At 45.8% G+C, this 19,362-nt stretch carries 13 protein-coding genes; 9 read left to right on the top strand and 4 right to left on the bottom strand.

Annotated elements, in window-relative coordinates; translation table 11 throughout:
• Positions 1–158: 158 nt before the first annotated feature.
• Positions 159–1,112: an NAD-dependent epimerase/dehydratase family protein gene (locus tag ACYIA1_RS21235; protein WP_005856666.1), complete on the top strand. Its 954-nt coding sequence runs from the start codon at positions 159–161 to the stop codon at positions 1,110–1,112.
• 88 nt (positions 1,113–1,200) lie between these two features.
• Here ACYIA1_RS21235 and trmD read toward each other — a convergent pair whose 3' ends face one another.
• On the bottom strand, positions 1,201–1,875 hold the full coding sequence (trmD, locus tag ACYIA1_RS21230) for a tRNA (guanosine(37)-N1)-methyltransferase TrmD (protein WP_008772076.1): 675 nt from the start codon (positions 1,873–1,875) through the stop codon (positions 1,201–1,203).
• A 254-nt stretch (positions 1,876–2,129) separates the two neighbouring features.
• Here trmD and pheT point away from each other — a divergent pair, with 254 nt between their 5' ends.
• The 6 genes from pheT to ACYIA1_RS21200 all read left to right on the top strand — a co-directional run bounded on the left by pheT (position 2,130) and on the right by ACYIA1_RS21200 (position 10,234).
• Positions 2,130–4,592 carry a phenylalanine--tRNA ligase subunit beta gene (gene pheT / locus ACYIA1_RS21225; RefSeq protein WP_005862093.1) on the top strand — a complete coding sequence of 821 codons (2,463 nt, stop codon included), beginning with the start codon at positions 2,130–2,132 and terminating at the stop codon, positions 4,590–4,592.
• A gap of 39 nt (positions 4,593–4,631) precedes the next feature.
• Positions 4,632–5,363 carry a YebC/PmpR family DNA-binding transcriptional regulator gene (locus tag ACYIA1_RS21220; RefSeq protein ID WP_005856672.1) on the top strand — a complete coding sequence of 244 codons (732 nt, stop codon included), beginning with the start codon at positions 4,632–4,634 and terminating at the stop codon, positions 5,361–5,363.
• A 146-nt stretch (positions 5,364–5,509) separates the two neighbouring features.
• Positions 5,510–6,274 carry a hypothetical protein gene (locus ACYIA1_RS21215; RefSeq protein ID WP_005856675.1) on the top strand — a complete coding sequence of 255 codons (765 nt, stop codon included), beginning with the start codon at positions 5,510–5,512 and terminating at the stop codon, positions 6,272–6,274.
• Positions 6,275–6,406: 132 nt separating this feature from the next.
• Positions 6,407–7,465: a DUF4621 domain-containing protein gene (locus ACYIA1_RS21210; protein WP_022192116.1), complete on the top strand. Its 1,059-nt coding sequence runs from the start codon at positions 6,407–6,409 to the stop codon at positions 7,463–7,465.
• Positions 7,466–7,501: 36 nt separating this feature from the next.
• The gene (locus tag ACYIA1_RS21205; protein ID WP_005862097.1) at positions 7,502–8,908 is read left to right on the top strand and encodes a DUF5723 family protein; all 1,407 of its coding nucleotides are present in this window, start codon (positions 7,502–7,504) and stop codon (positions 8,906–8,908) included.
• A 141-nt stretch (positions 8,909–9,049) separates the two neighbouring features.
• Entirely contained in the window at positions 9,050–10,234 is a 1,185-nt protein-coding gene (locus ACYIA1_RS21200; RefSeq protein WP_121961032.1) for a glycosyltransferase family 87 protein, read from the top strand.
• Positions 10,235–10,324: 90 nt separating this feature from the next.
• Here ACYIA1_RS21200 and ACYIA1_RS21195 read toward each other — a convergent pair whose 3' ends face one another.
• The 3 genes from ACYIA1_RS21195 to yaaA form a co-directional block, all read right to left on the bottom strand.
• On the bottom strand, positions 10,325–13,567 hold the full coding sequence (locus ACYIA1_RS21195; protein WP_480336369.1) for a S41 family peptidase: 3,243 nt from the start codon (positions 13,565–13,567) through the stop codon (positions 10,325–10,327).
• A gap of 85 nt (positions 13,568–13,652) precedes the next feature.
• Positions 13,653–14,723: a 6-bladed beta-propeller gene (locus tag ACYIA1_RS21190; RefSeq protein ID WP_094582343.1), complete on the bottom strand. Its 1,071-nt coding sequence runs from the start codon at positions 14,721–14,723 to the stop codon at positions 13,653–13,655.
• Between the two features lie 97 nt (positions 14,724–14,820).
• Positions 14,821–15,585: a peroxide stress protein YaaA gene (gene yaaA / locus ACYIA1_RS21185; RefSeq protein WP_154395801.1), complete on the bottom strand. Its 765-nt coding sequence runs from the start codon at positions 15,583–15,585 to the stop codon at positions 14,821–14,823.
• A gap of 151 nt (positions 15,586–15,736) precedes the next feature.
• Here yaaA and ACYIA1_RS21180 point away from each other — a divergent pair, with 151 nt between their 5' ends.
• Entirely contained in the window at positions 15,737–16,369 is a 633-nt protein-coding gene (locus ACYIA1_RS21180) for a DUF4858 domain-containing protein (RefSeq protein ID WP_008778334.1), read from the top strand.
• A 339-nt stretch (positions 16,370–16,708) separates the two neighbouring features.
• On the top strand, positions 16,709–19,297 hold the full coding sequence (clpB, locus tag ACYIA1_RS21175) for an ATP-dependent chaperone ClpB (protein ID WP_196009065.1): 2,589 nt from the start codon (positions 16,709–16,711) through the stop codon (positions 19,295–19,297).
• Positions 19,298–19,362: the final 65 nt, after the last annotated feature.

The following is a 19,362-nucleotide window of genomic DNA, read 5'->3' as shown; positions in this document are numbered from 1 at the left end:
TATTTAGATGTGAGTAGTAGCTTCGTTGTCAAAGCGACAGACAAAGGTCTGTTTTTTTTTTGAATTTTAATACTAAAAAAGAGAAGAAATTCATGTCTAAACTGTTTTATTCTCTATACCTTTGCCGACGGAAAAAAACTTAAATCTCATTAAACGCGATGAAGAATGTATTAGTAATTGGTTCTACCGGTCAGATCGGATCAGAGTTAACCATGAAATTAAGAAGTATCTACGGTGGGAACATAGTAGCGGGTTATATCCCGGGTGCGGAACCTAAAGGCGAGTTGTTAGAATCGGGACCTTCCGCTATCGTGGATATCACGAACGAGCAGCAGATCGCTGAGACGGTATCAAAATATAATATTGATACGATCTACAACTTGGCGGCTCTTTTGTCGGCTGTAGCAGAGGCTAAACCTCAGTTGGCGTGGAAGATCGGTATGGGGGGCTTGTTCAATGTGCTTGAGGTGGCCCGTGAGATGCACTGCGCCGTATTTACGCCGAGCTCTATTGGCGTTTTCGGTAACAATACCCCGAAAGACAAGACTCCTCAAGATACGATCCGTAATCCTCGTACGATGTACGGCGTGACGAAGGTATCCGGCGAGTTGTTAAGCGATTATTATAATATCCGTTTCGGCGTGGACACACGTTCGGTTCGTTTCCCCGGATTGATCTCTTACGTGACACCTCCGGGTGGCGGTACGACGGATTACGCTGTCGATATTTATTATTCGGCCGCTAAGGGCGAGAAGTTCGTTTGCCCGATCGCAGCCGGTACCTTCATGGACATGATGTACATGCCGGACGGCTTGCGTGCCGCCATCGAGATCATGGAGGCGGATTCTACGAAGTTCGTTCACCGTAACTCTTTCAATATCGCCTCGATGAGTTTCGATCCGGAGATCATCTTTAATAATATCAAGAAATATATGCCTGAATTCCAGATGGAGTATGAGGTAGATCCTTTGCGTCAGGCTATCGCCGAGTCGTGGCCGAACTCCTTGGATGATACTTGCGCCCGCCAAGAGTGGGGCTGGAAGCCGGAGTATGATTTGGATGCCATGACAAAAGACATGTTAGCTAAATTGAAAGAACGTTTCAATAAATAAGAGTGATGTTGTAGCCATGATTGTTTGTGGATAGAGGGGCCGGGGTATCATCAGGGGGGATGATCCCCGGCTCTATTTTTTACCGCCGCTATTTCAATAAATCCGGTCGGAGGCGTGCCGTACGCTCTTGTGCTTGTTGCAAGCGCCATTCTTCGATCTTGCGCTGGTGCCCGGATAATAGTACCTCGGGTACTTTCCAACCTTTGTAATCGGCGGGACGTGTATAAACAGGCGGGGCCAGTAAGTCATCTTGGAAGGAGTCGGAGAGGGCGCTTTGCTCGTCGCCGATCGCTCCCGGTATCAAGCGTACCACGGCGTCGGTTATGATAGCGGCGGCCAGCTCTCCTCCGGTAAGGACATAGTCTCCTACGGATATCTCTTTCGTTATCAAATGCTCACGGATACGATAGTCGATCCCTTTATAGTGCCCGCAGAGGATAATCATATTATTTAGTAAAGACATACTGTTGGCCATGGGCTGGTTGAGTGTCTCGCCATCCGGGGAGGTATAGATTACCTCGTCATATTCCCGTTCGCTTTTCAACGCTGAGATCGCCCGGTCTATCGGTTCGATCTGCATCACCATTCCGGCCTCTCCTCCGAACGGATAATCATCCACCCGCCTCCATTTATTAGTGGTGTAATCCCGTAGGTTATGTAAATGAATCTCTGCTAATCCTTTATCTTGCGCCCTCTTGACGATAGAGCAATTAATCATCCCCTCGATCATCTCGGGAAGTACGGTAAGTATATCTATACGCATAAAAAATAGTTGTAACGTTAAAACCTCCCGCAAAGGTACATCTTTATTCTGACTCATCGTAAAGTGAGTCTCTATTATCTATGATTCGTGATAGAAAATTAAGAATGAATGAAACGCATGCGTTGGCGCAGTTAAGAGTTCGTAGAAGTTCATGAGGATATTTTTGTATCGTTTGAATTATTATTCGTACTTTTGTCCATCAATTCGGCGGCTATCAATAGAGGCCGTCTCTTTAGAGAATAAATTTTATAGCGATGAATATATCTTACAATTGGCTGAAAGAGTATCTTGATTTCGATCTGGAGCCAGAAGAAGTTGCTGCGGCGCTTACCTCTATCGGTTTGGAAACCGGTGGAGTAGAGGAAGTTCAAACCATTAAGGGCGGACTTGAGGGACTGGTTATCGGTGAAGTGTTAACTTGTGAGGAACACCCGAATTCTGACCATTTACATATTACGACCGTAAATGTAGGTGGCGAGGCTCCTTTACAAATCGTATGCGGTGCCCCGAACGTGGCTGCCGGACAGAAAGTGGTCGTAGCCGTGAACGGTACGAAACTGTACGACGGTGACGAATGCTTTACCATCAAGAGATCCAAGATCCGTGGCGTTGAGTCCAACGGTATGATTTGCGCCGAGGACGAGATCGGTATCGGTACCGACCATAACGGTATTATCGTACTTCCCGCCGATGCTGTTGTAGGTACGTTAGCTAAAGATTATTATAATGTAAAGAGCGACTACGTGCTGGAGGTGGATATCACCCCGAACCGTGTAGACGCTACTTCCCATTTCGGTGTCGCCCGTGACTTGGCCGCTTATTTGAAGCAAAACGGCAAGCCCGCCGAATTGAGACGTCCTTCGGTAGACGCTTTCAAGATTGACGACGAGACACCGGGCGTAGAGGTCGTGGTAGAGAATACGGAGGCTTGTCCCCGTTATTCCGGTGTTACGATCAAGGGCGTTACGGTGAAGGAGAGCCCGGAGTGGTTACAAAACCGTTTGCGTGTGATCGGCCTTCGTCCCATCAATAACGTAGTGGATATAACGAACTTTATCCTGCATGAGTTAGGGCAGCCTTTACACTCTTTTGACGCGGGTAAGATCAAAGGAAATAAAGTGATTGTCAAGGCGGCCGAGGCTGGTACGAAATTCGTCACGTTGGATGGCGTGGAGCGTACGTTGACCGATCGTGACTTGATGATTTGTAACGTCGAGGAACCGATGTGTATCGGTGGCGTGTTCGGTGGTTTGGATTCCGGCGTGACGGAGGAGACCACCGACGTATTCTTGGAATCCGCTTGTTTCCATCCGACGTGGATTCGCAAGACCGCTCGTCGTTTTGGCTTGAATACGGACGCTTCTTTCCGCTTCGAGCGTGGTTTGGATCCGAACAATACGATGTATGTATTGAAACGTGCCGCCTTGTTGATACAAGAGTTGGCGGGAGGTAAGATCACGGGTGCCGTACAGGATGTTTATCCTACCGTGGCGGAACCGTATACGGTTGAGGTGACTTACGAGAAGATCAATACGTTGATCGGTAAGGATATTCCGGTAGAAACCGTGAAAAGTATCTTGGCAAGCCTTGAGATGGAGATCGTATCCGAGACTGCCGAGGGCTTGACTTTGCATGTTCCCGTATATCGTATCGATGTGCAGCGTGATGTAGACGTGATCGAGGACATTCTTCGTATCTACGGATATAATAACGTGGAGTTCAGCGATAACGTGAAGTCCAATTTAAGTTACCAGACTCCTACGGATCGTAGCTGGAAATTGCAGAACTTGATCTCGGAGCAACTTTGCGGTTGTGGTTTCAACGAGATCATGAACAATTCCTTGACACGCTCCGCTTATTATACGGATCTGTCTGTTTATCCGGAAGCGCATTGTGTCATGTTGATGAACCCGTTAAGCGCTGATTTGAACTGCATGCGTCAGACCTTGTTGTTCGGAGGCTTGGAGAGCATCGAGCATAACATGAAGCGTAAGAATGGCAATGTCCGTTTCTATGAGTTTGGTAATTGCTATGATTATAATATCGATAACAAGAAGGAAGATGAGACCTTGGCGCAGTTCAGCGAGGATTACCGTCTAGGCATCTGGGTAGCCGGCAACCGGGTGGAGAACAACTGGGCGCATCCGGACGAGAAATCTTCCGTTTATGAGTTGAAGGCTTACGTAGAGAATATCTTAGCCCGCTTGGGCGTGGATATGAAACGGGTTATTTTCGGTAACTTGACGAATGATATCTATTCTTCGGGCCTAAGTATCACGACCGGTTCCGGACGTCAATTGGGTACGATGGGTATCGTAAGCAAGAAACTTCGTAAGATGCTGGATATCGATATGGAGGTTTATTACGCTGAGTTGTCGTGGACCCAATTGATGAAGGAGATCAAGAAGGCGAAAGTAACCTTCTCCGAGATTTCCAAGTTCCCGGCCGTTAAACGTGACTTGGCGTTGTTGCTTGATAAGAGCGTACAGTTTAGCGAGGTCGAGAAAATCGCTAAGGATAGCGATCGCAAGCTATTGAAGGAAGTATCTCTGTTTGACGTTTACGAGGGCAAGAATCTTCCGGCGGGCAAGAAGTCTTATGCCGTAAGCTTCTTCATGCAAGATGAGAGCAAGACTTTGAACGATAAGCAGATCGACGCTATCATGAAGAAGATCCAGACGAATCTGGAACAAAAGCTAGGTGCTCAATTGAGATAAGAATTTAATTACATAAAATAAAGATAAACTGATAAACATATGGGAAGAGCGTTTGAGTTTCGTAAAGCGAGAAAGTTTAAGCGTTGGGGCAATATGGCCCGTGTATTCACGAAGTTAGGTAAGGAAATCACGATCGCGGCAAAACAAGGTGGGCCGGAGCCTGAGAATAATCCTCGTTTACGTGTGTTGATGCAGAACGCCAAAAAGGAGAATATGCCGAAGGAGAACGTGGAGCGTGCCATTAAACGTGCCGTATCCAAGGATTTCACGGATTATAAGGAGATGAACTATGAGGGATATGGTCCTTTCGGTATCGCTATCTTCGTTGAGACCGCTACGGATAATACGACTCGTACGGTAGCCAACGTTCGTAGTTATTTCAATAAGAACGGTGGTTCTCTGGGAACATCCGGTAGCTTGGAGTTCTTGTTCGATCATAAATGCGTATTCCATATCGCTAAAAAAGAGGATCTTTCTTTAGAAGACCTAGAGTTGGAGTTGATCGACTTCGGTGTAGATGAGGTTGAGGAAGACGAGGACGAGGTTGTTCTTTATGGTGAGTTCGCGCAGAATTCGGCGATCCAGAAATATTTGGAGGAGAATGGTTTCGAGATCTTGAGTAGTGAGTTCGTACGTATTCCGAACGATTTGAAGGAGGTTACTCCGGAACAGCGTGAGTCTATCGAGAAGATTATCGAGAAATTAGAGGAAGACGAAGACGTTCAAAACGTATTCCATAATATGAAGGAAGACGATTCTGAGGAGGAATAACGTACGCTTATACGTAAAATAGTATACTTTATCCGTAAAAAAGCGACATCGAGGCAAATTCGATGTCGCTTTTTCTTTTTTACAACGAATGTTTCATGTTTTTTATTTATTTTTGTGAGTCTAGGGTGAATAACAATTTAACTTATATGGTGAAAATGAAAAGACTATTTCTTCTTTGTGCGTTCGTGAGCATGTTTGCGACGTGTAATTTTATCTCAGCTCAAAAGGAGTTAGGGATTTTCAATTCTGTTTCGGCAGGAGTGGGTGTTGGTTTGACGGGTGTAGATGTGGAGGTCGCTACTCCTATTACGCCTTATCTGGCGTTGAGAGGTGGTCTTACCTTTATGCCGGGTTTCAGCATTAATACGGACGTGGATGTAGATGTTAACGATCCGCGAGCGGGCGTGTATAATGATACATACTCCATGGATGTCAAAGGTAGCTTGAAACGTACTTCCGGACAGTTGTTGGTGAATGTTTACCCGTTTCCTCACGCTTCTTCGTTCTTCGTTGCGGCCGGCGCCTATTTCGGTGGTTCTTCCTTGGTGAAGATAGAAGGGCATAGTGATAAGCTGAAAGACCTGATCGCCCAAGGAGAAAGTGCGGGCATAGTTATCGGTGATTATACGATTCCGGTGGATAATAACGGTAATGTATCCGGTGGATTGAAAGTGTCCGGTTTTCGTCCTTATCTAGGTCTTGGATTCGGTCGTGCGGTTCCTAAGAAACGGGTTGGCGTGATGTTTGAGCTGGGTGTGCAATTCCATGGCAAACCGGAGGTGTATACGGATTCAGGGGATGTAAAGGACTTGTTGAATGAGATAGACGAGGATGATACCTTTACGAAGATCATGGACAAGCTAACGGTTTATCCGGTCATGAAGATTCGTATTTGCGGAAGAATATTTTGATTGTCAAAGATAGTATAAGCTAAGAGTGGCGTTAATAATACGATGCCACTCTTTTTTTATGGCTAAACTTTCATTTATTTTGTTTATTTTTGCGCGCTGTTAGGGTCATAATTTTGATAAAAATAACTTTATATGAAAAACAAACATTTAGTGATGCTATTGCTATCATCTTGCTGTTTAGCGGCATGTGTGGATAGTAAGTATGATTTAAGCGATGTCAATACGGACGATGCGGTAATGGGTGAGTCTTGGATAGCTCCCCTCGGTACGGGTTATGTAACGTCGGATGACGTTGTGAATGTAGAGAAAGTCCCTTCCATTCGGGAAGTCGACGGGGCTTACGTCATGATCTATGATGGAGAGATGAAGATTAAGGGGAAAAGCTTACGGGCCGCCTCTGATAAAGTGGAGATCGCCTCGGAAGATATAACGACTGGGGATATCGATGGTTTGTTTGATGGCGATTTCGTTTTGGCGTTAACGAATCCCCATATTACATTAAAGTCGAATGTAAAGAATGCCTCTTTGGATTGTAGCTTGTCTATCGAGGCTGAGAACGCAAGTAAAAAGGAGGCTACTTCCTCTGGTTTTACCTTGTCAACGGTGTCTCCTAATATTTGGATCGGCCCTCTTGATCCGAAGACGGATGCTTTTAAGTTTGTCAAGAACGAGAAGTTACCGGGAATCGTACAGATTGTTCCTCAAAAAATACATTTGTCTTTGTCCGCCGATAGCAAACAATGGGCGAACGCTCCTATGGATGCCTTGAGCGAGTTACGCTATGCGGTAGAGCTTCCGTTGACTCCGGCACCGGAATTTAGCGCCGTATCCGTCGAGCGGATCGAGGACGCTTTTGATGAGGATTTCGTAGACTATATTTTCTCGGACGGAAGCGCGAAGATCTATGGAGAGGTTACGAACGAGATGCCGTTCGATATGTCTATCGAGATGGTGATCATGGATGAGAACAATGTACCGGTAGATATCCAATTCCCGGCGCAAGAGGTAAAAGGACAATCCGGAGAGGTTGTCTTCGAGATCACGAAGGAGGATATGCCGAAAATGAAGGACGCACGTCATATAGACCTGAATTTACATTTAACGGGTAGAGATCAAAGCGAGGCTTTGAAGAAAGGCCAGAAAACGACCTTCAACTTGAAACTTAAGAAAGAAGGCGGAATTTCTATTTGATCCCAGTACTAACCATTTAAATTACGAAAAAGAAAGATGAATACTATATATAATATGTATAAGAGAGGTCTGTGCGCTTTATGTTTATTGACCACTGTGGGGATGTCGGTATCCGCCCAGCAAATACGAACTTCTTACTTCATGCAATCCTCTACGGCACGCACGACGATGAATCCGGCGTATCGTCCCGAGAGAGGCTATGTTTCCATTCCGGTATTAGGCGCGGTTGGCGCTTCGTATGGTACGAACGGAATAGCTGTGGATAATTTTATTTATCCGAAGAATGGTGAGACCGTTACATTCATGGATAACTCCGTGAATACCGAGTCTTTCCTGAATGGCTTGAAGGACGAGAATCAGGTAAACATGGATTTTGGTACGCAGGTTCTATCCGGTGGCTGGTACGCCGGCAAGGGATTCTGGACGGTTGATGTTTCTATCAAGGGATTGGCGAATATTCGTGCTCCGAAGACATTGTTCGAGTTCATGAAAAAGGGTAATGGATCTCAGAGTACGTATGATATCCGTAATATCAGGGCGTATGCCGAGGCTTATTTGGAGACAGGCGTAGGATATTCTCGTCCTATCACGGATAAGTTGACAGTCGGAGGTAAGGTTAAATTGTTATGGGGCGTAGGTTCTATGGACGCTACGATCGATCAGATGCATGCAGAGATGGGAGAGACTAGCTGGAAAGTTACCTCTACCGGTACATTGCAGACGAATATGAAAGGCTTGGTTCCGGAAATGGAAGTAGACGAGCAAGGCCGTGATTATTATAATAGCTTTGATTTCGATTCTCCGGGTCTTAGCGGTTTCGGTATGGGAGTGGACTTGGGTGCTACGTACCAATTGACCGAGAATATCATGTTATCCGCCGCTGTCCTTGATTTAGGTTTTATCAGCTGGAGCAAGGGAGGTAGCACGCTAGGTAAGTTGGATGGAACTTTCGACTTTAACGGCTTTGATCTGGCTATTGGCGAGAATAACGGTGATATACCGAGCATGGGCGATCAGTTTGACGCTATCAAGGAAGATTTCGAGAACTTGCTTCATTTCAAGAAAGAGGGTGAGTCCGGAAGCACTACCCGTCTTCGTTCGACAATCAATATCGGTGGCGAGTACCGTTTACTGGAAAACAAGTTAGGTATCGGTTTATTGTCGAGCACTCGTCTTTATTCCCCGAAAGCCTATACGGAACTGACATTGTCCGGTAATTACCGTCCGGTGAAATGGTTTGAGGCTACGCTGAGCTACTCATTTATCCATAGTAAGTTCAAGACGTATGGTATCGCCTTGAATTTCTCACCGTCTTGGATCAATTTCTTTATCGGATCGGATTATATGTTGACAAAGGTAACTCCACAATGCTTACCGGTCAGCGGTAACGCCATGAATCTTTACATGGGAGTAAGTGTTCCTTTGAAATCATTCGCTAATTAATAGGGAATACTCAGAATAGAGTCTGTATCATAAAGGAAAAGGCTGTCCGGGTTATATACCCAGACAGTCTTTTCTTTTTTATTAGGCTCGTTTTATTAGGTTTTTTATCTTTGTGGACTGATTGAAAGGAAGAAATTGGATATGAGATTAAAGACTTTAGCCACCCATCCGGTATGGAGAGAGCCCCGGACTGTATTCGGGGTATGGATGCTAACAGGTGTTATTTTTGCTATTGTCAAGTTGTTGATCGGGAAATATAATAATTATAAGATATTTGAAGGAGTCTACTGGCATGCTATCGAAGGCTTAACCTTATATGGGGATCATTATCCGGAATATTATGATTCAAACCATTATGGAGTCTTATTCAGTCTTATCATAGCTCCTTTCGCCCTGTTACCGGAATGGCTGGGTATGATCTTATGGATAGCGGGGAATACCGCCCTATTATTTTATGCGATTAGCCGATTGCCATTGTCGAGTACCCAAAAAATCATTATTTATTGGTATTCGTATTGTGAGTTGATGACGGCTCAAGGAGTACAGCAATTCAATATATCAGTAGCGGCCTTTATCTTATTATCGTTTGTCTTGATACTGGAGAAAAAGGATTTCTGGGCGGCAGGCATTATTATGCTCGGAACATTTATCAAGATCTATCCAATCGTGGGATTGGCGTTCTTTTTCTTCTCAAGGCAGAAAGTGAGATTATTAGTCTCTTGTCTTTTCTGGGGATTGGTTTGCTTTGTGATCCCGGTACTTTATACACCGGGGATTGAGTATGTGATCTCTCAGTATATAGATTGGTTTGAGCGATTGAAGGTGAAAAATATGTTGAATATGTTCGCTGATCCACAAAATATATCATTATTGGGAGTGGTTCGAAAGATATCCGGGAATCCGGACTATAGCGATATGTGGCTTATCATACCGGGCTTGATTTTATTTTGCATTCCATATTTAAGGATCTCGCAATATAAATATCCGGCTTTTCGCTTTATGCTATTAGCTAATGTTTTATTGTTTGTCGTATTATTCAGTACGGGAAGCGAGGCGAGTGGGTATATCATAGCGATGATAGGAGTCGCTATCTGGTATATATGCAGTGTATCGCCCCATAAGAAATATACTTATTGGCTTTGGATAACTACCTTGGTGATTGTTGGCTTATCCACTACAGAGCTGGTTCCATCGATTGTCCGGAATGGACTGATCCGTCCGTATGTGATAAAAGCTTGGCCTTGCATTGTAGTGTGGCTGACCATTTGCTATGAGATGTGTTTCTTGGATTTTAGTCATTCTCCCTATAAGCATATCACGACTTAGGCAGAGTGAATATCGCCTGTTTTTTAATAGAAGGTTACATAATAAAACGAGACTACTCCCGACAGGCGATGAGAGTAGTCTCGTTTTAAACTACTTTTTATCGATCTCTTTCAGCAATTCATTTACCGCTGTTCTCAATTGCGTATCTTCCCCTTTGACAACAGTTTCCGGAGAATTAGCGACTTTAACATCCGGTTCCAGCTGTGTGTTCTCTAAGTAACTACCGTCCGACAGGCGATAACCGGTAATAGGTGTGCCGAATACCAGCGTCGGATCTTGCAGGGTTTCCCAAGAGACGGTAGTCATTGTTCCCGGTACGGGCATACCAACTAAACGTCCGATGTGTTGATGCTTATAAACCCACGGGGTTCCATGTGCGTTACTATAATTAGCCTCGCATTGGAGCATGATGGAAGGTTTATTCCAGCGGCGGCTAGGCATATCGCAAGCCTCCCGGCCACGTGTCACTTGGGTGAGGTATTTCTCTCCGCTGAACAAGATCTCGATATCCTCATGCAAACGTCCACCACCATTAAAGCGGGTATCAATGACGATGCCCTCCCGGTCGTTATATTTACCTAGGATATCGGAGTAGACAGAGCGGAAACTAGGGTCTCCCATGGATTGGATATGGACGTATCCCAATCGTCCGTTCGACCATTTATCCACGTCGGCGGCACGTTGCTTCACCCAGCGGGTATAAAGCAAGTTATTTAACTCACCGTTACTGATAGGCAAGACTACCTCTTCCCAACGTTCTTTGGTTTGTGGATCGTAGAGGGAAACCAAGGTCTTCTTTTTGGCCTTATTGTTTAATAGCTTGGAGTAATCCATATCCGGGGTTATTTCTTGCCCGTCTATTTTCTCCATGACGGTACCGGCTTTTACCTTGGAACGTGCGTGATCGAACGGGCCTTTTTCCACTACCTCAGCGATTAATAAACCTTTGCCGCTATGGTTCCAATCGAAAAGTAGGCCTAGGTTGGCGGTAATATTGCCGCTTGTTTGCGGACGGAAGCGTCCTCCGGTGTGGGAGACGTTGAGTTCTCCCAGATATTCGCTTAGCAACTCTGCGAAGTCATAGTTGTTATTGATATGTGGCAAGAACTTACGGTAGGCGGCGGTCATAACGTCCCAATTTACGCCGTGCATGTTCACGTTGTAGAACCGTTTTTGCTCTTGTTTATAGACATGGTCGAACATATACTCACGCTCGGCGGCCAAGTCCATTTTTAAGTTCGCTTGGTAATGAATCGGTGTTAGTTTCTCCGATCCCATATCCATTTTTTGCATGGAATTGCTACCCAACAAGAACAGGTTCTTACCTTCCTTATCCATTTCCATGTTCGCCCATCCGGTATTCATCTTGTGGAGTAGCTTGGTCTCTTTCTTGCGCAAGTCCATTTTCCACAGGTCGTATTTGTCTTCGAAAGCCGAGAAATAATATAAGGTCTCGCCATTCTTCGAGATGACGGCGCTACCCATTTCGGAGGAATTAGGAGTAAGACGTAGGATACGATCTTGGATTCCTTTCAGTTCCACTACGATATCCTTGGGCTTTTCGTCTTTCTTTTCATCGGCTTTATCTTCTTTTTTCTTGTCGTCGGTTTTGTCCCCGGCTACCTCTTTCTGCTCCTTTTCCAGTTCCTTTTGCAACTCATAATCCTCTTTGCTCAAGCGGAATTTATCATAAGCGTCTTGATTCATGAATACCAGCATGGCATCATTCAAGGAACCCCATGAGGCATGCGCACGCATTCCGTAACGCTCGGTGGTGAATAAGATGGCGTTTCCATCCAGTACCCATTGTGGGGAGGTGCTGGTGTAACCGCTATTGGTCAGGTTGGTGATCTCCCCGCCTTGCGCGCTAACCAAGCCTATATCCGAATAAGGATCGTGTTTGTTGCCGATAAACCGGAGCGTGAACCATTTACCGTCTGGCGACCATGAGTAATCGAAACCGCCGGCTGTACTATACCATGTGGAGCCATCCGTGACTTGGCGTACTTTCTTCGTCTCAAGGTTGACTACCATCAACCGCATACGATCTTCTATGAAAGCGAGTTCCTTAGCATCCGGTGAGAATTGAGGATAATTACGCTCTACGGTCTTAGAAGGCAGGAGAACTTCCTCTTCGATAATCGTTGCGTTCGGGAAATTAGCTTCTTCCTTACGGGCGATCTTAGCCAAGTAAAGTTGCCAATTACCACCACGCTCGCTGGCGTAAGCCAAGGTACGGTTATCCGGCGAGAAGCATACGCCTGTTTCGGCGGCCGGGGTATTGGTGATTTGTTTGGTCGTGTTGTAATCGGCCGAGGTGACGAATACCTCGCCTCTTAGGGTTAAGGCGATCTGCTTGCCATCGGGGGATACGGTGGCAGAGGTAGCTCCTTTGCTGGAATTCAGATCGCTGATTTGCTCTTGATCGTCACGGATCAAATCAATCCGCACTTTCTGCGGATTGACTCCCGGACGTTGTGTATAGATCTCGCCATCGTATGTGTAGCATAATGTATTGTCGCTACTTGTAGAGAGGAAACGTACGGGATGTGTCTTGAACTTAGTAACCGCCGTTATAGATTGTGGGGTGTTGAGAGGGAATGAATATACATTGAAAGAACCTCCGTTGCGTTCGCTCAGAAAGTAAACCGTCTGTCCATCCGGGGTAAATACGGCGTTGCGGTCTTCTCCCGCATGGTCGGTCAAATTGGTATGTTTTCCAGTTTGCGTATCGTACATCCATATATCCCGGGTGACGGACGAGGTATGATGTTTACGCCATTCATCCTCGAAGCCCTTACGGTCTTGGTATAAGAATGTCTTTCCGGATTTATTGAAGCAAACCATCTCGGCGGGTGTTCCCAATACTTGCTCCGTACGTCCGCCACCGATCGGCACTTTATAAAGTTCCGTCATGGCCGAGGTCGGGAATAAGGCACTCTGGGCGGGATCTTGTATGGATGCGGAGAAGAGTACGTATTTGCCGTCGGGAGTAAAGGCCGATGGAATCTCGGAGGCGGAATGAGTGGTGAGGCACTGTGCCGTTCCACCGTTGGAGGGCATTACGAATAAATCGAAATTGCCGTTACGATCGCTGGCGAAAGCGATTTGTTTTCCGTCCGGAGACCAGATTGGCGTGCATTCATACGATGCTTGGGTGGTAAGTTGTGTCGCTGTTCCTCCTTTGGCCGGTACTTTATAGATATCTCCTTTGTAACAAAATGCGATCTCTGTTCCATCAGGAGAAATTTGTACATCACGCATCCACAAAGGGGTTACAGCGTAGCTGGTAGTCGCAAAGCCCAAGGCAATGCAGGTTAAAAGTTTTTTCATGTACTTAATGCTTTTTTAGAATGGTACGAAGATACATATTATTTTGTACCCATCAGTCTGCTCTCTATTGAAATATTAACTGGATTTACCCTTTCAATTTCACGATAAATAACACGAGGCTTTCCCCTTGGGCCTGTGCGGGGAAAGTATTTCGCAGATCCTCTCCGGATTTGCTGAAACAATAGGAATGGCAATAGGGATCGATAGGGTCCATTCGTCGCACATTACCGGTTTGATAAAAATTATCTTTTAATCCTTCTTTTACCTGCCAGTATTCTTCCTTCTCCGTATCATAACAGAAGGTGTAATTTCTGGACTCATCCTCTGCGTTATAGTAAGTAGATACCCAGAAACGGCTACCCATGCGGATCGGTAGCAAAGGAAGTGTATTCTTTCCGGCAAGGTTCTCCAAGGCTTGGCTTTGCCGCTTTTGCTTAATATATAAAGTGTCCCGTAATAAGTTCCCGGGTTGATAGGAGGGGGCGTAGGCATAAACCGTTCCGCTTCCGGGCTCCACGGCTATTTCCGGGGCGAGACAACCGATCGGGCATGCGGAACGTTCCAGATCGACCGGACGGATCGTATGAGATTGTAATTTATGGAAAGAGGAATCGTATTCAACGATTTGTTTCTCAATCGTGGCGGTTTTCCCTGCCGTATCCCCATGAACACATTCCTCGGTGGTAAATATCCGGTTATTGTGCATGGATATGGATAGCATATGCCTATTCTCCGGAAGGTCGCATTTCAGTTTCTTGCGGGTAAGGAGATCACCATTGAATGAGTAATAGAAAATATCGTCCGTGTTTCCAAGTACGATCAGCTGCTGGTTGGCCGGGTTCACTACATACCCCGCTACCCGTATGTCATCCGGATGGGTGATGCGACAGATAAATTCTCCCTTGCGATTGAAACGGTAAAGCGTCTCATTGCTGATAAGGAATAGGTTGTCTCCCTCTTGACGGATATACTTAGCCTCCTTGATCGAATGCGTCCCTGAGTCCTGTAATGGAATGGCGATTACCTCATCCGCGATGTCAGACAAGGCTCCGGTAGGGTTGCTCCGGATCGATTCATTCGAGATTAACAGGTTATAGGCTTGCTTTCCGCAAACCAATAGAACAAGTAGTAATAAATATGTAAAGGTTCTTTTCATATCACCGCTAAATTAAAGAAGGATAAACCTTTTTATGATTTTTACGAATTGTTCTTATAAAACGTAGATCATCTGATTTTATTGGATAAGCCTAGAATTATTCTTGTAGAAATACCCAATTATCCCCCTCGGACATGGATTCTTTATAGGAAAAGCCTTCCCATGTGAATGCTTTTAATGTCTCCGGGTCAGAAATCCGGTTCTTTATGAGATAGCGGCTCATTTGTCCCCGGCACATCTTGGCATAGATCACGATCGTCTCCGCTTTGCCGTTCTTCCAGATCTTGAACTCGGGTGTGATGATCCGGACGGATCGCTCCACCTCCTTCCACTGGAAAGAGGGTTGGATATCCAAGCTGGCTAGATTCAGTAGGATTCCGTCTCCCTGTCGGACGTCATGGATTAATGTATTTGTTTGCCTGTCCTTCCAGAAGGCGTACATATTCCCGTCGCCTAGTTCCGGGATTTTTACGTCGAACTCCATCCGGTAAGGCTTGATAAGGTCTAATGGGCGAAGTAACCCGTAGCATCCCGATACGAAACGCATATGTTTTTGCGAGAAAAGAAAATCCTCCTCCGTGAAGTCTTTCGGGCTGATATTCTTGAATACGACACCGGTATAGGCGAGTATCGCTTGTAAGGGCTGGTTGTCTTCCGCATGAAAATCTTGGTATCTGCGGTAACATTCCGCCGCCAGTTTCGGGCTGAGCTTGAGGATACGACTTAATTCGTCAATGGGAAATTGGGTCATATGCAGGGCGATCTCGTTCGCCTCTTGCTGGAAACGTGGAGTCGTGCCTTGCGGCGCTTTTATCTTGGATGTCCCGGTCATTGTCTTAGCCGGAGATAATAATATCAACATATCTATATTGGATTTGGATTGATCGCATAAAGGTAATCCATATTAAGATTCAAATAGGGTATAAGTATCCCAATAAATCTTAAAGTATCTCGACTCGAATGGGGGATTTAATGGAGGAATGAGTCTTGGTGATAGAAATGTAATGAGGATTATGAAGATGAGAGATGTGAAGATGCGACCTATATTCCTTTTGATAGTATTCATCCTACCTACGATGGCCCATGCGCAGTGGACGGAACAGGATTCTTTGCGCCTGCAAGAATTTTTATCCGGCAAGGAGGAGATACGTTTGAATCCTGAGTTTCAGAAGGCGATAGAAAGCGGGACTTTTCTACGACCCGATCAACCGGGAACCCATATGTTATCCTCGCCAAGTGAGTTGCCGATTACGAAAGACTTCTCGGAATATGTACAGTTAGATACTTTACGTAGGTTGACTAATTATGATTCGATTACCCCAGTCCTATTCATGCTGCTGAATTTTAAGTCACCTTCCCGTTCATTGGCCATACAGAAGCAAGCGCACACGATTAGGCTCCCTAAGAATCAGGATTGGAAAGAGTTTAAGGTAGGTAAGGTTCCTATGGCTGCCAACGTAAAACTGACTAACATATACTCGGATGTCGTGAAGGATGGACAGCGAAGGGGAGGGGTACTTGCTACCATAAGAGTCTATTTCGACGCAGAGGATTTACTTGAGACTATTTTCTGGAAAAGTGCCCGTGACAAGAAGAGAAACAGGAAACGGGAGAATACGTGGAAGTATTATAATGACTATCCGTAAATTGTTGGATTTATAGGATATAACCACTCGAAAAAAACACGTACGTGAATTTCAAAAAACATGTACGTGTTTCCGGAAAAACTCGTACGTGTTTTTTGAGAACATTGACTGTTTTTACCTAGATACTGTGCGTTTACTATCAAAACCTTTTTCTCTCTCTTTTGTTCTTTCTGAAAAGATACGTCCTAATGACATCCGAAATGGACGGTTTGACGGGGAGTTCTCTATTCTGTTTTATAATATTAAGACAAAATGTCATATTTTCGTTTTGGTATTTCTTTTGTAAGGATATAAGTGTAAAATAAATTAGAAAAGAATATAAGAAAGGAGCTTAAATATATGAATTTAAACAATTTTACAATCAAGGCGCAGGAGGCTGTTCAACAAGCCGTACAGTTGGTTACCAAAAATAACCAACAGGTTATCGAACCTGTTCACTTGTTGAAAGCTGTCATTATGACGGGTGAGAGTGTTACTAATTTTATCTTTCAGAAATTAGGGGTAAACGCTCAAAACCTGAATATGGTACTGGATCGCCAAATCGAATCTTATCCTAAGGTTTCGGGAGGCGAACCCTATCTCTCTAGCGAGTCGAACGCTGTCTTACAGAAGGCGATCGATTATTCCTCTAAAATGGGGGATCAATATGTATCGTTGGAGCCGATCATCTTGGCGTTGTTCACGGAAAAGAGCACCGCTTCACAGATATTGAAAGACGCCGGCGTGACAGAGAAAGAGTTACGTCAAGCAATCGAGGAATTGCGTAAAGGAAATAAGGTGACAAGCCAATCCGCCGAGGATACGTACGATGCCTTAGGAAAATACGCCATCAATTTGAACGAGCGTGCCCGTAGCGGTAAACTGGACCCCGTGATCGGACGTGACGAGGAGATCCGCCGTGTCTTGCAGATCTTGAGCCGCCGTACGAAGAACAATCCGATCTTGATCGGTGAGCCGGGTGTAGGTAAGACTGCTATCGCTGAGGGGTTGGCCCATCGTATCGTTCGGGGTGACGTTCCCGAGAACTTGAAGTCTAAACAGATCTTCTCGTTGGATATGGGCGCGTTGATCGCCGGAGCTAAATATAAAGGCGAGTTCGAGGAACGTTTGAAAGCGGTGGTGAACGAGGTTACGAAATCCGAGGGCGAGATCATCCTCTTTATCGATGAGATCCATACCTTGGTAGGAGCCGGTAAAGGCGAAGGCGCCATGGATGCCGCTAACATCTTGAAACCGGCTTTGGCTCGTGGTGAGCTACGTTCGATCGGTGCCACGACGTTGGATGAGTATCAGAAGTATTTTGAGAAGGATAAGGCGCTTGAGCGTCGGTTCCAGACCGTTATCGTAGACGAGCCGAGTGAGTTGGATACGATCTCCATCCTTCGTGGTCTGAAGGAGAAATACGAGAATCACCATAAGGTACGTATCAAGGATGATGCGATTATCTCTTCCGTGCAGTTGTCTACCCGTTATATCACGGATCGTTTCTTGCCGGATAAGGCGATCGATTTGATGGATGAGGCCGCCGCCCGTCTGCGTTTGCAGATCGATTCCGTACCGGAGTCGTTGGATGAGGTTTCCCGGCGTATCAAACAGTTGGAGATCGAGCGTGAGGCGATCAAGCGTGAGAACGACAAGTCGAAATTAGAGCAACTGAACAAGGAGATCGCCGACTTGAAGGAGGAGGAGACCAAGCAAAAGGCTCAGTGGCAGAGCGAGAAGGAGCAGATCAATAAGATCCAGCAAGATAAGATCGATATCGAGAACCTAAAGTTTGAGGCTGATAAGGCGGAGCGTGAGGGTGATTACGGCAAGGTCGCTGAGATCCGTTACGGTAAGATCAAGCAAAAGGAAGAGGAGATCAGGGAGGTACAGGCTAAGTTGAAGACGATGCAAGGTGCCGCGGCTATGATCAAGGAGGAAGTGGATAGCGACGATATCGCCGATGTGGTATCCCGTTGGACTGGAATTCCGGTCAGCAAGATGATGCAGAGCGAGAAAGATAAGTTATTACGTCTGGAGTCCGAGCTTCATACCCGTGTGATTGGTCAGGAAGAGGCGATCAACGCTATCGCCGATGCGGTTCGTCGTAGTCGTGCCGGCTTGCAGGATCCGAAACGACCGATCGGTTCTTTCATCTTCCTCGGTACTACCGGTGTGGGTAAGACGGAGTTGGCCAAGGCGTTGGCCGAGTATCTGTTCGATGACGAGAATATGATGACCCGTATCGATATGAGTGAGTATCAAGAGAAATTCAGCGCGACTCGTTTGATCGGTGCGCCTCCGGGATATGTGGGTTACGATGAGGGTGGACAGTTGACGGAGGCGATTCGCCGGAAACCTTACTCGGTTGTCTTGTTCGATGAGATCGAAAAGGCGCATCCGGATGTATTCAACATCTTGTTGCAAGTCTTGGATGATGGACGGCTGACGGATAACAAAGGCCGCGTTGTCAACTTCAAGAACACGATCATTATCATGACAAGTAACCTAGGTTCTTCCTTGATTCGTGAGAACTTCGAGAAGATGACACCCGCCACGCATGACAAGGTGGTAGACGAGACGAGGATCCAAGTACTGGAACTGTTGAAGAAGACGATCCGTCCGGAGTTCTTGAACCGTATTGACGATATCATCATGTTTACTCCGCTGAACGAGGAGGAGATTCGCAAGATCGTATCCTTGCAGTTGAACAGCGTGAAGAAGATGTTGGCTACGAACGGTGTCGCCTTGGACTTCACGAACGAGGCCGTGGACTTTATCGCCGACAAGGGCTTCGATCCTCAATTCGGTGCCCGTCCGGTAAAACGTGTCATTCAGAAGTATGTCTTGAACGAGTTGTCAAAGGCTTTGCTGGGTGGAACGGTAGACCGTAACCGTCCGATCGTGATCGATAGGAAAGACGATGGTCTGGAATTTAAGAACTAAAGTAGACTTGAACACTTGACGTTAAGCATGGTGTTTCTATAAAATAATGAAGGTGGAATGATCCT

Source organism: Parabacteroides sp. KHUB-02 (genome assembly GCF_056640955.1).
Note: the sequence above shows the minus strand (reverse complement) of the source record. Positions and strands in the feature narration are given on the sequence as shown.

Coding starts and splice junctions, on each gene's coding strand:
- ACYIA1_RS21195 (WP_480336369.1), bottom strand. CDS start 13,567: ATGAAAAAACTTTTAACCTGCATTGCCTTGGGCTTTGCGACTACCAGC.
- ACYIA1_RS21190 (WP_094582343.1), bottom strand. CDS start 14,723: ATGAAAAGAACCTTTACATATTTATTACTACTTGTTCTATTGGTTTGC.
- ACYIA1_RS21235 (WP_005856666.1), top strand. CDS start 159: ATGAAGAATGTATTAGTAATTGGTTCTACCGGTCAGATCGGATCAGAG.
- trmD (WP_008772076.1), bottom strand. CDS start 1,875: ATGCGTATAGATATACTTACCGTACTTCCCGAGATGATCGAGGGGATG.
- ACYIA1_RS21180 (WP_008778334.1), top strand. CDS start 15,737: ATGAAGATGAGAGATGTGAAGATGCGACCTATATTCCTTTTGATAGTA.
- pheT (WP_005862093.1), top strand. CDS start 2,130: ATGAATATATCTTACAATTGGCTGAAAGAGTATCTTGATTTCGATCTG.
- ACYIA1_RS21220 (WP_005856672.1), top strand. CDS start 4,632: ATGGGAAGAGCGTTTGAGTTTCGTAAAGCGAGAAAGTTTAAGCGTTGG.
- clpB (WP_196009065.1), top strand. CDS start 16,709: ATGAATTTAAACAATTTTACAATCAAGGCGCAGGAGGCTGTTCAACAA.
- ACYIA1_RS21215 (WP_005856675.1), top strand. CDS start 5,510: ATGGTGAAAATGAAAAGACTATTTCTTCTTTGTGCGTTCGTGAGCATG.
- yaaA (WP_154395801.1), bottom strand. CDS start 15,585: ATGTTGATATTATTATCTCCGGCTAAGACAATGACCGGGACATCCAAG.
- ACYIA1_RS21210 (WP_022192116.1), top strand. CDS start 6,407: ATGAAAAACAAACATTTAGTGATGCTATTGCTATCATCTTGCTGTTTA.
- ACYIA1_RS21200 (WP_121961032.1), top strand. CDS start 9,050: ATGAGATTAAAGACTTTAGCCACCCATCCGGTATGGAGAGAGCCCCGG.
- ACYIA1_RS21205 (WP_005862097.1), top strand. CDS start 7,502: ATGAATACTATATATAATATGTATAAGAGAGGTCTGTGCGCTTTATGT.